Source organism: Paenibacillus sp. p3-SID867 (assembly GCF_025142895.1).
Taxonomy (GTDB): domain Bacteria; phylum Bacillota; class Bacilli; order Paenibacillales; family Paenibacillaceae; genus Paenibacillus_AQ.
In genome coordinates, this window is record NZ_JAMBDM010000014.1 from 130,130 (window position 1) to 145,302 (window position 15,173).

Here is a 15,173-nt window from a genome sequence, read left to right on the forward strand (position 1 = left end):
TATTCTATATATATTCCAGACTGATATCAGGAGGAGATTATATTGTACCGCAACAACCCGTACCGCTGGTGGAATCTGCTGTTTTTCGCCGGTGTAATTGCCGTGAATGTGTTATCAGGCATGCTGCCGCTTGGCGGCAGAACAACCGGGGAGATATCAGATATGTATTATACAGCGATCACTCCCGCAGGATATGCCTTTTCCATATGGTCCGTCATCTATGTGCTGCTGTTCTTTTTTGTCATCTATCAGCTGCGTCGTGACACCGGAAACCGCGATTCGGTAAAATCCATCGGTCCATGGTTTATCCTCAGCTGCGTATTCAATATGGCATGGCTTATTTTGTGGCACTATTTGTATATTGAATGGTCTGTCGTGGTGATGTTCCTGCTGCTGTTAACCCTATGGGTTCTATACGTACGCACGCATACAATCGACTATCCAACGTCAGGGGAAAAGTTCTGTCTGAAATTTCCGTTCAGCCTATATATCGGCTGGGTATGTCCTGCCTTTATCGTCAACGTCGGAATCGTGTTTCAGAAGAATGACTGGAGCCTCTTCGGCCTGCGCGAAACCACTTTGGGGATTGTGCTGCTCTGCATCGGTACATTACTCGCCATATGGATCGGCCAGCGTTACCGGGACAGCATCGTGCCGCTGGTCTTCACCTGGGCTTACATCGCCATCGCGGCCGAGCATCGGGAAACCGACAGCATCTTAATGACCGCCTTTGTACTCTCTATCGTCCTGTTTGTATATGCCATATGGCTCTTCCTTACGCGCAATCGGAGAAGATCTCGATATTAAACCGAGCCTTAACGAAAAGCTTCCCTTGCTCGTCTATGAGATTAGTTCGCACCCTTTTCAATATCGCTAAAAATCAATAGAGCATAAAAAAAAGGGAGCTTTGCCTGCATTGGCAAAGCTCCCTTTCACATATGATCATATCGCTTATGGCTTAACGGCGATGACTTCAATCTCAACCAGTCCGTCCTTCGGCAAACGAGCAACCTCAACGGCGCTGCGAGCAGGGTAAGGCTCGGAGAAGAAGCTGCCGTACACTTCGTTAACCGCTGCAAAATCATTCATATCCTTCAAGAATACGGTAGTTTTCACCACATGGTCGAGGCTTGTCCCGGCTGCTTCAAGGATCGCCTTCACGTTGCTAAGAGACAGCTTCGCCTGCTCCTGAACTCCCTCGCCGAATTCACCCGTTTCCGGATTCAGGCCGAGCTGGCCTGAGGTATAGACGAATCCGTTGATTTCTACAGCTTGGCTGTAAGGTCCGATAGCTCCCGGTGCTTTGTTGGTCGATATGATATGTTTACTCATGGTTTGTCACCCTTTCTATGTATTCCTATCTGTGTACATTGTAATCTGCCACGGGTGCTCTGGCAAATTTATTCAGCGGCCTCGCCGAGAACATGAATGACTTCATTGGTGTATACATGGCGGCCTTTCATATCCGTTAAGCCGATATTCACCATCGACTTGGCTACTTTCCGCGCGGGTATGGCCCGATATGGAGCCAGCTTCGGACCTTTGAATGCAAAGTCGAGGGAAGTCATGAGAACCGATGCCACCCGCTCTCCAAACCGCCGCTCGGGCCGCTCGCCCAGCAATAATGACGGTCTGAACAGATGCAGCCCCCGAAAACCAATCCCGGCCAGCTTTTCTTCAACCTCACCCTTGGTGCGAAGATAGAAATTACGAACCTTCGGATTAGCGCCTGCGGAGCTGACCGCCATAAATTGTCTCACCCCGTGCCGCTTAGCCAACTCCGCTGTCTTGATGACATAATCCACATCCACTTTACGGAACTGCTGCTGGGACCCTGCTTTCCTGATCGTGGTTCCCAGGCAGCAATACACGCTGTGGACGCCTGAAAAAGCTTCGCTGTATCGATCCAGTTGATCCCATTCTACCAAGATGGGCTTCAACTGGGGATGCGAAATATCAGGCAGACTTCGTACCAGCACGCGAACCTCTTCAAGCTCCTCGCGTCCCAGCAGTTCTTCGGTTACCATACGCCCCACAAGCCCTGTGGCCCCGATTACAAGTGCAACCATTCCCACCTCGCCCCCTCCCTCCGTTCATGATATAAAATATGAATGACATGAAAGGCCTCTGCTGCCCCCGCTCTTCTATGCAGCACGAAGCACTCTCCGCCCTAAATGGGATGATCAAACTTCCTTTTGACCTCATTCTACACCGCATCAGACCCAAGTCAATATGACTTTTTAAATATAAAACTCACATGAAATTCTCATGGCTCAGTGCCCGGACATCCAAGCTTAAAAAGGCAAAAAAAGAGCGCAAATCAGGCTCGATTTGCACTCTTTCTCCAAGCGGTTATGAAGCTGGTCAGCGGTTTCCACTCCCTGCGGAGCCAGCCGGAGGATTCGGCAGCTTCCTCCGCCATAAGCCCCGCGGTGGACGATGCCGCCTGCTGACTGTCTGTGACAGGGAGAACTTCCTCATTCATCATCTCATAGTATCCCAAATGATAGGTGCTGACCATGTCTCCGTGTAAGGTAAACACCTTGCCGTCACGAATATCGATCACCTTGCCGGTCACAACCCGGGATTCCAACATGATTCGTTCCGCCTCCCTTATCGTCCTTTAGACTAGTCGCGGTATCTTGCACTCCAATCGGTATATTCACGCTCCGCCGCATCCTTCGTATGTCCGTAACGTTCCTGCAGCTTGCCAACCAATTTATCCTTCTGGCCGTCGATCACATCGAGATCGTCATCTGTCAATTTGCCCCATTGCTTCTTCGCTTCACCCTTCATCTGTTTCCATTTCCCTTTAAATACGTTGCTATCCATAAATATCAGCTCCTCTTAGAGTAATGAATGATGGAATGTAGAATTGCCTGTACTTGTGTATACCCCTCAGGAGTTTCTCTGAATCCTGGCAAAGGATGTCATCGCTAAGTTTCAGTCCTTGCATTGACCTCAAAGTCCAAGCATTCAAAAAAGCTGTCTCCATGGGCTACAGCAGCTCCACGGGACAGCTTCATTTGTACATACATATCCAATCTCATAGTGCTGAGGGCTGGATGAAACGGCCTGATCACCCTTTCAGTTTGATGACCGCTCCCTCCCTTTCCCTCTCCTTGCCCTTTTCCTCTTCCTTATCTTCCCCAACCAAGTCTCTGGCGGAAGCTTTGAATTCAGACAATGTGCGGCCCACCGCCCGGCCAAGCTCCGGCAGCTTGGAAGGACCGAACAGAATGAGCACGACAATCAGGATCATCATCAATCCGACAAAGCCGACATTTTGAAACATGGAACCCAACTCCTTTAATATGTGATGGTGTGTGAAAGCCAGCGGCTATTCGATCAGCCGACTACGTGGAACAAGAACAATTTACTTTTTCTTATCCTTGCCAGGGTATACGGCTACGGCTTCAATCTCAATCAACCAATCGGCATTCACGAGGCTCGCTACCCCCACGGTAGAACGCGCAGGCTTCACGGGATTCTCCTTCGTATTGAAAAACTTGGCGTATGCGTCAAACCAGCCGGTATAATCAAAAGCTCCGTTCTTGGCTGCATCCGGGGTTAAGTACACTCTCAAATAGACGACATCCTTCATCGTCAGCCCCTGCTCCTTCAGTTGTTTCTCGATCTCCTTCAGGATGCCGATCCCTTGGGTTTTGGTATCGCCATAGCGCTCATAAACCGTCTTGCCATCCTTGTTCAGCAAGGGCGGAACCGTCCCGCTTGTATAAAGATAGGAAGCCCCTTCGGGTATGATAACGCCGCTGGAAATAGAGGATGTAGGACTGCCGTAAAATTTCGGGGCGGGCGAAGCTTTGGTCGGCTTCTTATAGGCGGAGGAGCTGTCGGCATGCGCGGCGGTTACACTCACCGCACTGATCAGCATGGCCAGCGCCAGGATCGTCTTCAGTTGATTTTTCATGGAATCGTCTCCCTTCGTTTTACGCTTTCATTACGCGTTGATGGATGTCGGTTACGACCTCGCGGGCGGACTCAATGGCCCCTGCTTGCCAAGCCGTGATGTAGCTGATGTGCTCCCCTGCCAAGTAAATACGGTTATCCGGCTTGCAGAGGGTAGGGTAGTAGGTTTTCCTGTCGTTGGCGGAATAGGATACCCAGCCGCCTTCCTGGTATTTAGTCCTTTTCCAGTCGATGGAAAAGGATGCCTCGAACTCCTTCGGATACTGTGGATGGATCTTGGCGCCTTGCGTCAGCGCAAGGCGCTCGCGCTCGGCATACGACATGGCTCCGAGTTTATCGGCAGTGCCCCCGTATGCGTAGTAGCCGAGCAGAATCCCCTTCTTTCCAAAATAGTCTGTCGGAGGGTAGTAGATTTGCGTAATGTCCATATTCGTCAAGCTGCTGCCGCCATATAAATATTCGTCTTCTTCCCAAAAACGCCGTTTGAACTGCAGGCCGATTTTACCTGCAGAGGCGTAACCGACGCTGCTGATCGCTTTGGACATCTCAGGCGAGAAATCGGCCGGAATCTTCTTCAGCACCGTCAGCGGTATGGTGCAGATACAGTAATCGCCGCGGATTTCTTGCTCTCTGGCGGAATGGCCGTCCGTGTACACGATCCTCACACCGGAAGAGGACTGGCGAATTTCCTTCACCTCTGCCCGGTACTTGATCCGGTTGCCGATTCTTTTCTCAAATGCCTTGATGATGGCGTCCATGCCGCCTACGGGATGAAACATCATCATCTGCTGGTCGTAACCGTACTCGTTGCTGAAATATTTGCCGAAGCCGGAATTGATGATCGCCTTCAAATCGAATGGATCCCGGAGCACACCGGCATCCAGGCGGCTTCCCGGCTCATCCTTATACCCGCCGCGCTCGGAACCCTTGTAGAACAGATCCGGATTCAGATCTCCTTCGATCTTCAGATAATCCACCAGCTTCAGCTTCTCTTCCGCTGTCAAAGGCAGATCCAGCGCATTTTGATTCACGGCTTTGGCGAGCATCTCAGCCACGTAACCGCGTACGTCGGCTTTGGCTGCACGCTTGGGGACGCGCTGCCCGGATAAAGCCCCCACGTTCTCGTTATAGTAGTAGCCGCTCTCATTCACATTGTTGAATGGCTCGATGGCTACGCCAAACTTCTTGCAATAATCCAGCGTGACGTGAAACTGCGGAATCCGCATCGGGCCTGCATTGAAGTACAGCCCGTTATCAAAGCGGGAGGTCTGACGGCCAAATCCGATCTCCGCAACGGAGGTTCCTTTGCGGATCGTCCAGTTGCGCCCGCCGGCAAAGCTTTTGGCTTCCAATATCGTGCAGTCGTAACCTGCCAGACCGAGCTCATACGCTGCCGTCAAACCCGCGATTCCTGCGCCGAGAATAACAATCTTCTTGCCGCCGCGGCCGCTTAGATTCAGGTCATTTTTTCCGGGAGGCGTATATTCTGCTGCTTTCAACGTTTCCGGCGTAAGGAGCCCCATCGTACCCATCAAGCTGAAGACGGCGACAGATCCACCCACCTTGCCAACAGTCGTCAGAAATTGCCTCCGGGTCATCTCTTTTGGTTGTTCTTTTGTAGCCACCCTCGTTCACTCCTTCGCTAGTTTGTGATTGGATTCATGAGCCGATCTTAGCAGAGAAAATAAGGTTTGGCTTAAATTTTGTTAGGTTTTCTTACACTATTTTTTTATTTTTGAAAAATGATTGCTTTTTCACCTTCTTTTTCATAAAATCATGTCATAAATCCTTCCAAACAAAATGGAATCGCCAAAATTATTGCCGTTTTATCTTCTTCGATTTTAATCCCAAGCCAGGAACAATAGCTCAGGGTTAATAATACTTACATAGGAGGTAAAGATTATGGAGAGTAAGGTGATGAGTATTGGGGTTGTTTGCGAACTGACCGGCTTGACGGAACGGCAAATTCGGTATTACGAGGAACGAAAGCTTATATTTCCGGAGCGTACGAAGGGAGGAAATCGTCGATATTCTTTTGAGGATGTGAAAAGCATCCAGGAAATCCATCAAAAAATGCAGGAGGGATTTAATACATTTGAACTGAAGGAATTGAACAAAACGAAAAAACAGCGCTGCACGCCCATCTTCCGATGATGACCGAAGGAGTGACGAAGCCTATGGAGTTCAAGAGTACCATGACACTGCTCGAGCACATCGCCGAACTAAGAAAACGGATCCTACTGGTAGCTGCCGTCTTCATCCTGAGCATGGCTGGAGGCCTCATTGCCGCCCCTCATGTGTTATCCATGTTAAAGCATCACTCACCGGCCTTTCAGGTAACCTGGAACGTGTTCTCGCCTTGGGATGGACTGCGCATCTATATGAGCATAAGCATCGTATTATCGCTGCTTCCTACCCTGCCGTTTGCCCTTTATCAAATATGGCTGTTTGTCAATCAGGGACTGAACAACCGCGAGCAGAGAGCGGCCCTACGGTTTATCCCATTCTCCGCGTTATGTTTTCTAATAGGGGTTGCCTTTGCGTACTTTGTCGTTTTTCCAATGAGTCTTGCATTTACGACAGGAATCAACAGTCAGATGGACCTTGTCGAAACGTACGGCGTTGCCCAGTACTTCGGATTCATGTTCAATATCATCATCCCGCTCTCCCTTGCCTTCGAGCTGCCCGTTGTCGTCCTGTTTCTGACGCGAATAGGAATATTAAGCCCGGCTATCCTGCATACGATGAGGCGCTATGCCTACGTCGTTCTGGTGATCATTGCGGCGCTGATCTCGCCGCCCGATCTCGTATCTCACCTGATGGTTGCCATCCCGCTCATCGCCCTGTATGAGATCAGCACATGGCTGGCAAGCTGGATGCATCGCAAACAGAAGCATGTGAACCATGAAGAAAGCACGGAAATCGATACGGTTCACCAGATGATCTAATTTCCGTATTCACTCCTAGCCGACTCTTGGAGCAGCACGAGTATAAATTTAATTGGCTGCCCTAGGGGCAGTGATATTTTAACGACAGGCGCACAAAAAAGAGGCCGTTTACCTGCACAGGTACGGTCTCCTTCTCATTCCTATCCATAGAATCAGCGCGATTCCCTGCTAATTACCTACTAGCGGATCGTAATGACCTTCTTCTCCGCTTTCATATATTTAACGAATATGCCCGCATAATCGGGATCCCACTGGGTTCCCCTGCCGGCTTCCAGTATGTTCAAGGCATCCGCTGATTTCATGCCGCTGCGGTACGGCCTGTCCGACGTCATGGCATCATAGGCATCGGCCACGGCAATAATCCGTCCAAACAACGGAATCTCCTTCCCCTTCAACCCGTCAGGGTACCCGCCTCCATCATAGCGCTCATGATGGGACCGTACCCCTTCCAGATAAGGAGCCATGGCATCGGCAGGCTCGATCTGCAGCAGAATGTTCTCTCCTTGAGCCGGGTGGGCCTTTACCTGATCGAACTCCTCTGCCGTCAGTTTCCCTTCCTTCAGCAAAATATTGTCCCGAACCCCGATCTTGCCGATATCATGCAGCAATGCCGTCTTGTGCAACAAATCTACCTGCTCTTCGCTGAGTCCCGCCAGACGGCCAATTAACACCGAATACTCCGCTACCCGAAGCGAATGTCCGGCCGTGTAAGGATCTCTGGCATCCAGCGCCGCTGCCAGGGCGGCAAAATAACTGTCCAGCAGCTTGCGGTTTCGCTCCTCGCGCACCTGCAACCCGCGAACCATCATATTGAAACCCGCGATCAGATTGGAAAATTCATCAGAATAGAGATTGGAGGTCTGAATCAGACGCCCCTCCTTAATCTCATTCATCGCCCGGTAAAGCTGCCGGATCGGCCGCTGTAAATCCTGGGTCAAGAGCCAGGCGCCGATATAAGCAAAACCGACGCCAAGCAGCAATATAAATCCCGCCCAGCCCCAGTACTGCTGAGCTACGATCTGACTGAGCCCCTCCAGACGAATCTGGACCGCCAGACTAAACAAAAACAGCGGAAAAGTGCCGATTAGCATCGTGCTGAGCAAAAATTTTGTCCGAATCGCCATGAATACATGGCCCTCAAGGGAGAAGTCCACGCCATAACGAGATAACGCCTGCCGCCGAATCTCCTTAATCAAAGGGCGAATGGCGGCTATCGTCAGAAAAAATTCGATCATGGCATGACAGCTGGCTAGCAGGACCGCCCCCAGGCAAGCCAGCCATATATAGAACGGCGGAAAATTCAGTTTGCCCTGCTCCATCATCCAAACCGTCAGCAGAATGGCCGGGAGCGACAAGCCGAGGTCCGAATATACGGTATACCGCCAAACGCGGCATACGGTGTATGCTCAAATATGCTTTTTCCAACGTTTCCAAATCCGTATGGCCTTCATGAAACCCCGCGTGAATCGGTCGTAAATGCCGAAGAAAGACGGTCAGCTCGGACGCAATCATCACCATGAATGAAATGGTCAGTATGACCACAAGACGCGCGCCTTCCTCAATAGGAATTTCCAGAGTCGTTACCATTAATACGCCACCCACAACAAGCACAGCTGCAATGGACCCGATCATATAGTTCCGGATTAGCTGTTTAAGAAAAGACTTATACAGTTGCATCGTTCGCCTACTTTCATTAACAGATAATAAACATCGGCAAGGCAGGTGTGAATCCGAACGTATTCGACATGATGCTACAACTTAAGATCCCAACAGCAGAATTTGCAAGAAAAAACTGTTAATATGAATATCGTTGGATTTCCAGAAAAAATCAAGCGTTTTTGCATAACATTCTAATATACATTTGAATATCTTTGCTTATTACAAGTACCTGTGCTATAATAAGTAATTGTTACATGAAGTTTAACCCCGTTAGTTCCTCGAAACATGGTTATTTACATCTCTGTTGAAGTGCAAATTCCTATTTTATGACCCTAAGAGTAAGAGTTTTATGGAACGGATTTCTGATTCACACTGGCGCGGTCATCGGAGCCGCAAGGACGAAAGAGAGGCAGGGCTTTTGTCGTTTTAGAAGCAAAGATTCTTGAAGAAACTTCAAATACGGAACCGACTGTACAGCCGTTAACGGCCGTCAGGGGTTAAATTTTATATGTGCTTTCTAGCGCTCAATCAAGGACTCGGCCTTTGGCCGGGTCCTTTTCCATCTTACGCTGCCCTTTCGTTTGTCGAATCCCAAAAGACCAGTGACAGTCGCCTAAACGGCTGCATATGATACCGAAGACGATGAGTATTCGGAAGGAGCGTGTTGTTTTGAAGAAAAAGAAGAAAAGCCCATCATCTTCCTCTTCCCAGCCCTACAGGGTAGATCCCACTACGAGGGAACTCGATCTGCTCGAGCGAAATAAAGGACGCAGCCCAAAAAAAGATAAAGATGCCCACATTCTTTCAGCAGCAACCATTATGGATCTGGATGAGGATCTTATCGGCATCATGGAAATAAAACAAGAAGAAAAAGAAAACAAAGAAAATACCCCATTATCGATATCTGACGAAGCTTCCAGCTTACCAACAGAAGAGGCTGTAGCCGCTGACACCCCGACCGTGCCTACCGATCCCCCCTCCCTTCCCGAGATGGAGATCGAGCATGTGCAGTTGATCTTGGAAAAGGAAATGCCTGAACTTAAGGGCGCATTCATATATACAGAGGACATAGGGGAATATGCGGTAACCGAAAGCCGGATCGCTTCGAGAGCGGTCACAGCATCCAAGCTGTCGCGTGGTGCCGTCGGGCCTGAAGCAATACAAGACTACAGCATCACCAGTCTGCACCTTGCCGACGAAGCCGTGACCTCAGGAAAAATCGCGCCATTATCGGTCACGGGTGAACATCTAATGGATGGCATCTTATCTACGCGCAAGTTTCGAGACGGTTCCGTGAATGCCAGCAAGATTAAGGATGGCAGTATAACCTCGCAGAAGCTGGCAGACCACGCCGTAGTTAGCGACAAAATCGCGGATGGGGCTATTACTGCACGTCATCTTCAACAGCTTCTCGTGACAACCGACCTGCTTGAAGACCAAGCGGTCCAAGGAGACAAAATCGCATCCAGCGCCGTAGAAACCCGACATCTCGCTAATGAGAGCGTCCATAGCTCCAAGCTTGCAGAGGATGCCGTCACTTCGACCAAAATCCGTGAAGGTGCCGTAACAGGAAAAAAAATCGCCGATGATGCCATTTCAGCGTCCCACATAAAACCGCAAAGCATCGAAAGCAAGCATTTGGCCAGCGAAGCTGTAACTGCGGAACATATTGCTGCCGGCAGCATCGGGTCAGGCCTAATTGCAGATGGTGCCATCAATGCCGGACATATTGAAGAAGGCTCGCTCAGCGCCCGCCATTTAGCGGATGGAGCCATAGGATCAGAGCAAATCCGGCCTGGCTCTATCGGTTCCGATCAGATCAGCATCAATGCAGTATCCGCCCGCCATCTGGCTGATTCCAGTGTTACAAGCTCCAAGCTTGCCGATCAATCCGTCCATACCGTGAAGCTGGTGGAACAAGCGGTGACGGCTTCGAAAATCGCGGATCAGAGCATACTTCCTAACAAAATTGCCAATGAAGCCGTCCAAACGCGCCATCTGGCTAAGGATACGGTGGAATCAGACCAAATTGCATCGGATGCCATTCAAACCCGGCATCTCGCTGCGGATGCAGTAAACGCCGAGCACATTGCCGAGGGCAGCATCATATCTAAGCATTTCGCGCCTCAAAGCGTCATAGGGAGCGCCATTCATCCCAAAACGATAGCGGAGCAGCATCTGGCTGACGGAGCGATCGGAAAACAGCATCTTCAGCCCGCATCCGTCGGAGAAGAGACGCTGGCCCCTGAGAGCGTGACAAGCCAAAAGCTTGCGCTTGGATCGGTTGGCGGAGCCATTATTGCTAAGCATGGCGTAACCTCCGGCAATATTGCCAGTGAGGCCATTCAGCAGCAGCATCTGTCAGGGGGCAGTGTAGGCGCCGAAGCTCTGCAAAACGGTGCGGTTCGCGAGCAGCATCTGGCCGATGGCTCTATTGCCAGCCGTCATCTGCAGAAGGGAAGCGTACGGACTCAAGCGCTCGCCCAGGGTGCGGTAACGACAGATAAAATTGCCGCAGGCAGCATCGTGGAGTCCTCGATCGGCGATGGGGTTATTGCGCCTCGACATCTGGGGGACCACGCCGTAACCTCACCGAAGCTGTCTCCGGAAAGCGTGACCACGGATAAACTGACAGACCTTGCCGTAACTTCTAATAAACTGGCTGAGAGCAGTGTCTCTGCTGGCAAAATAGCTCCAAAGGCCGTTCAATCCACTCATCTCTCGCCGAATGCGGTGACCTCAGAAGCGATTCAGAACAAGGCCGTTACTTCGGAGAAAATCGCTCCGCAAGCTGTAGAGGGCGCACATCTGGGACTGGAATCCATCCTGGGCAAACATATCGTGCAGGAAGCCATTCATGGTTATCACTTGAAGAAAAAATCCATCATGTTGAGCCATTTGGCCGATGAAAGCCGCTCGGCGGAAGCGTTGTTTGCCGACGGCAGCATACCTGGCGTAAAAATCGGGTCACAATCGATTACGGAAGCCCATCTCTCGCCTTCGTCGGTCTCGGGAGCCGCGCTGCAGGCGAACGCCGTGAGTGGTGACAAGATCAAGCCTCTCTCCATTTCAGCAGTGCATCTGCAAGAAGCGAGCGTCCAGTCTGACCATCTGGGCGTGGATATTGTGAAGTCACAGCATATGGATGAAGGATCGGTGACTGGACGCCATCTTGCTTCCGGCTCTGTCAATGCCCGGCACATTCAAGCCGAAAGCATAGAGTCCGCACATATCACGAACGACGCTGTCCTTCCTGAGCATATCGCCGGAGAGTCGATCCAGAGCGGACATCTTGCCGAAGGCGCTGTGAGCTCCAAGCATATTGAATTATTCTCGATTCAAAGCCATCACCTGGCGCCGTACTCGATCAACGCAGCGCATCTTGGAAATCAGTCTGTCGGTCATGTCCACCTGCAGCCGGACAGCGTTGGCGTCGATCAATTGCAGCCGGGGGCCGTAAAATCGAGGCAGCTGGCGGAGGGTGCCGTTCTTCCCCATCACCTGCAAATTTCCAGCATCGGTTCGCAGCATATCGAAGCCGGCGCAATCACAACGGAACTTGTGCAGGAAGGTGGAATTACAGGCAGCAAGATCGCTGAGGCTTCCATCACTAGTAAGCACATTGCTGACGGCTCCCTGACTGGAGCGCAGATTGCCGACGGAGCCATCGGCAGCAGGCACCTCGGACCGGATGCTTTCGATAACTTCACGTTGGCCGAAGGATCGGTTACTGGCAGCAAGATTGCTGAGGCTTCCATCACTAGCGCGCACATTGCTGACGGCTCCCTGACTGGAGCGCAGATTGCCGATGGAGCCATCGGCAGCAGGCACCTCGGACCGGATGCCTTCAATAACTTCACGTTGGCCGAAGGATCTGTTGACGGCAGCAAGATTGCCGAGGCTTCCATCACGAACACGCACATTGCTGATGGATCGCTTACTGGTACGCAGATTGCCGACGGAACCATCGGCAGCAAGCACCTCGGACCGGATGCCTTCAACAATTTCTCGTTAGCCGAAGGATCGGTGACTAGCAGCAAAATTGCTGACGCCTCCATCACTGGCGCGCATGTTGCTGAGGGTTCACTTACCGGAGCGCAGATTGCCGACGGAGCCATCGGCAGCAAGCATCTTGGACCGGATGCCTTCAATAACTTCACGTTGGCCGAAGGCTCAGTTGACGGCAGCAAGATTGCCGAGGCTTCCATCACTAGCACGCACATTGCTGACGCCTCACTTACCGGAGCGCAAATTGCCGACGGGGCCATCGGCAGCAAGCATCTCGGACCGGATGCCTTCAATAACTTCACGTTGGCCGAAGGATCGGTAACTGGCAGCAAAATTGCTGAGGCTTCCATCACTAGCGCGCACATTGCTGACGGCTCCGTCACTGGAGCACAGATTGCCGACGGAACCATCGGCAGTAAGCATCTTGGACCGGATGCCTTCAATAACTTCACGTTGGCCGAAGGATCCATTGATAGCGATAAGCTTGCAAACGGCGCCGTCACAAGCGCCCATCTGGCCGACGGAGCCGTTACCGGACAACAATTGGCTAAAGGCGCCGTAACGGCAGAACATTTAAGCTTTGCGCCAATACGCAGCGCAGCCGGCCAGCCGAAGCTGCAGCAATTCGGCATGACGCCTTTTGTATTTGGAGCTGAAGCCTTGACCGAGGTGACCGTCCAATTCGAGGAGGCTTTTGCTGGGATCAACTATATCATTGTAGGAATGAGCAACAATCCTGGCTTCCAGATTTCCTTGAAATCCCAGCGGGAGGATGCCGCCGTCCTTGAAGTAAGCCGCCAGCCTAACTGCAATCTCGCCTATGGTTTCATGTCCTGGATTGCAATCGGCCCTTCACGATAACGCCATAGCATCCAAATAAAAGAGGCCCTCCCCTGATAACAGGGGAGGGTCTCTTTCAGACTACCGGCTGACTATTGAAATGGCGAATCTCATCATGGTGTACTTACCCTAACTGGCGTTTAAATTGTTTACTGGCGAAGAAGTAAGCGATGACCATGATGCCGACGCACCAGCCAAGCGCAACCCAGATCCCGTTCCCAACAGACCCTTCATACAAGAGGGAACGAATCGTATTCACGATCGATGTCACGGGTTGGTTCTCAGCGAACGCCCGAACAATTTTAGGCATGGTTTCGGTGGGAACAAAGGCCGAACTGATAAACGGAAGGAAAATCAGTGGGTACGAGTAGGCTGTCGCCCCTTCCATAGACTTCGCTGTCAATCCAGGGATGACCGCCAGCCATGTCAGCGCCAGCGTAAACAGCCCTAGTATCCCGGCTACCGCGAGCCAATCCAGGATACTCGCGCTTGAACGGAAGCCCATCAGCAGCGCGACGAGGAAAACCACCACGACAGTAAGCGCATTAGAAACTAGCGAAGTCAACACGTGAGCCCACAATATCGAAGAGCGCTTGATGGGCATGGTAACGAAACGCGCCATCAACCCGCTTTTTATATCCGTAAACAGCCGCAGTGAAGTGTAAGCGACGCCGGATGCGACAGCCATCAGCAGGATTCCCGGCAATAAATAATTGACGTAGTTGTCCGTACCTGTCTCTATGGCACCGCCAAATACGTAGACAAACAGCAGCATCATCATAATCGGCGTAATCGCCACCGTGATAATCGTATCCGGGCTGCGCAAGATGTTGCGCATTAAACGCCCTAGTAATGTCCCTGTTTTGTTTTTCATTTACATCGCCTCCTTGTTGCCGATGATCGCGAGGAAAATTTCCTCCAATGTCGGCTGCTTCTCAATGTACTCCACTTTCGCCGGCGGGAACATCGCTTTGAGTTCGGCAAGCGTACCGGTCGTGATGATTTTTCCGCTATGCAGGATGGCGATACGGTCCGCCAGCTGCTCAGCTTCCTCCAGGTACTGCGTTGTCAGCAAGATGGTCGTGCCGCCGCCGGCAAGCTCCTTGACGGTATCCCAAACTTCAATTCGCGCTTCGGGGTCAAGCCCTGTCGTCGGTTCGTCGAGAAAAATGACGGCTGGCGTCCCGATCAGGCTCATGGCGATGTCAATCCGGCGCTTCATCCCGCCGGAATACTGGTCTGCCCGGCGATTAGCCGCATCGGTCAGGCTGAATCTTGCAAGCAGATTGTCGGCAACTTGAGCAGGATTGGAAACTCCCCGCAACTTGGCGATCATCATCAGGTTTTCCCGCCCGGTGAGCATGCCGTCCAAAGCTGCAAACTGCCCTGTCAGACTGATGCTCTGGCGGACATGATCCGGTTGACGCTGGACGTCAAAGCCGCAAATACCTACTTCCCCGCCATCGGGCTTCATCAGCGTCGAGAGGATATTGACTGTCGTTGTCTTGCCCGCTCCATTGGAGCCCAGCATTGCGAAAATTTCGCCGCGCCGCACCTCAAAATCTACCCCCTTTAAGACTTCTTTGTCTTTAAAGGATTTTTTTAACCCTTTTACAGAAATCGCTACATTTCTCATATTTTATCCTCCTTATAATAAGCGCCTTGCTGAGCTGGATTGCCTACACTCATCTATTTAGTAAGACTGATAATCCGTATGACTTACTACCGGGTCAAAAATTAACTGAATAGCGAAGGCGGTAATTCACATTTGATAACCAGCTAATCAGT

General features: G+C 51.2%; 13 protein-coding genes and 1 pseudogene. 4 read left to right on the forward strand and 10 right to left on the reverse strand.

Annotated features, from left to right (window positions below; all coding sequences use genetic code 11):
* Nucleotides 1–42 precede the first annotated feature (42 nt).
* Nucleotides 43–807: a tryptophan-rich sensory protein gene (locus M4D81_RS25310; protein ID WP_260068464.1), complete on the forward strand. Its 765-nt coding sequence runs from the start codon at nucleotides 43–45 to the stop codon at nucleotides 805–807.
* A 144-nt stretch (nucleotides 808–951) separates the two neighbouring features.
* Here M4D81_RS25310 and M4D81_RS25315 read toward each other — a convergent pair whose 3' ends face one another.
* The 7 genes from M4D81_RS25315 to M4D81_RS25345 all read right to left on the reverse strand — a co-directional run bounded on the left by M4D81_RS25315 (nucleotide 952) and on the right by M4D81_RS25345 (nucleotide 5,555).
* Entirely contained in the window at nucleotides 952–1,332 is a 381-nt protein-coding gene (locus M4D81_RS25315; RefSeq protein WP_071222088.1) for a RidA family protein, read from the reverse strand.
* A 68-nt stretch (nucleotides 1,333–1,400) separates the two neighbouring features.
* Nucleotides 1,401–2,075 carry an NAD(P)H-binding protein gene (locus tag M4D81_RS25320; RefSeq protein WP_260068465.1) on the reverse strand — a complete coding sequence of 225 codons (675 nt, stop codon included), beginning with the start codon at nucleotides 2,073–2,075 and terminating at the stop codon, nucleotides 1,401–1,403.
* Between the two features lie 245 nt (nucleotides 2,076–2,320).
* Complete coding sequence (locus M4D81_RS25325; RefSeq protein WP_260068466.1) at nucleotides 2,321–2,596, reverse strand: hypothetical protein; 276 nt, start codon at nucleotides 2,594–2,596, stop codon at nucleotides 2,321–2,323.
* 32 nt (nucleotides 2,597–2,628) lie between these two features.
* On the reverse strand, nucleotides 2,629–2,832 hold the full coding sequence (locus M4D81_RS25330; protein WP_071222090.1) for a CsbD family protein: 204 nt from the start codon (nucleotides 2,830–2,832) through the stop codon (nucleotides 2,629–2,631).
* Between the two features lie 247 nt (nucleotides 2,833–3,079).
* Nucleotides 3,080–3,295 (reverse strand): twin-arginine translocase TatA/TatE family subunit, encoded by a 216-nt coding sequence (locus M4D81_RS25335; RefSeq protein WP_071222091.1) that lies wholly within the window; start codon nucleotides 3,293–3,295, stop codon nucleotides 3,080–3,082.
* 81 nt (nucleotides 3,296–3,376) lie between these two features.
* Nucleotides 3,377–3,931, reverse strand: coding sequence for a RidA family protein (locus M4D81_RS25340; protein ID WP_260068467.1), 555 nt, complete (start codon nucleotides 3,929–3,931; stop codon nucleotides 3,377–3,379).
* A gap of 19 nt (nucleotides 3,932–3,950) precedes the next feature.
* The gene (locus M4D81_RS25345) at nucleotides 3,951–5,555 is read right to left on the reverse strand and encodes a flavin monoamine oxidase family protein (protein WP_260068468.1); all 1,605 of its coding nucleotides are present in this window, start codon (nucleotides 5,553–5,555) and stop codon (nucleotides 3,951–3,953) included.
* A 277-nt stretch (nucleotides 5,556–5,832) separates the two neighbouring features.
* Here M4D81_RS25345 and M4D81_RS25350 point away from each other — a divergent pair, with 277 nt between their 5' ends.
* Both M4D81_RS25350 and tatC read left to right on the forward strand, forming a co-directional pair.
* On the forward strand, nucleotides 5,833–6,084 hold the full coding sequence (locus M4D81_RS25350; protein ID WP_071222093.1) for a MerR family transcriptional regulator: 252 nt from the start codon (nucleotides 5,833–5,835) through the stop codon (nucleotides 6,082–6,084).
* 23 nt (nucleotides 6,085–6,107) lie between these two features.
* Nucleotides 6,108–6,878, forward strand: a complete 771-nt coding sequence (gene tatC, locus M4D81_RS25355; protein ID WP_260068469.1) for a twin-arginine translocase subunit TatC — start codon at nucleotides 6,108–6,110, stop codon at nucleotides 6,876–6,878.
* A 179-nt stretch (nucleotides 6,879–7,057) separates the two neighbouring features.
* Here tatC and M4D81_RS25360 read toward each other — a convergent pair.
* A pseudogene (locus M4D81_RS25360) lies at nucleotides 7,058–8,555 on the reverse strand (HD-GYP domain-containing protein).
* A gap of 651 nt (nucleotides 8,556–9,206) precedes the next feature.
* Between M4D81_RS25360 and M4D81_RS25365 the strand changes: the two are divergent.
* Nucleotides 9,207–13,406, forward strand: a complete 4,200-nt coding sequence (locus tag M4D81_RS25365; RefSeq protein WP_260068470.1) for a WIAG-tail domain — start codon at nucleotides 9,207–9,209, stop codon at nucleotides 13,404–13,406.
* A gap of 103 nt (nucleotides 13,407–13,509) precedes the next feature.
* Here the strand turns inward: M4D81_RS25365 and M4D81_RS25370 are convergent, their stop codons facing one another.
* Nucleotides 13,510–14,259 (reverse strand): ABC transporter permease, encoded by a 750-nt coding sequence (locus tag M4D81_RS25370; protein ID WP_071222096.1) that lies wholly within the window; start codon nucleotides 14,257–14,259, stop codon nucleotides 13,510–13,512.
* Nucleotides 14,260–15,021, reverse strand: coding sequence for an ABC transporter ATP-binding protein (locus M4D81_RS25375; protein ID WP_260068471.1), 762 nt, complete (start codon nucleotides 15,019–15,021; stop codon nucleotides 14,260–14,262).
* Between the last annotated feature and the right edge of the window lie 152 nt (nucleotides 15,022–15,173).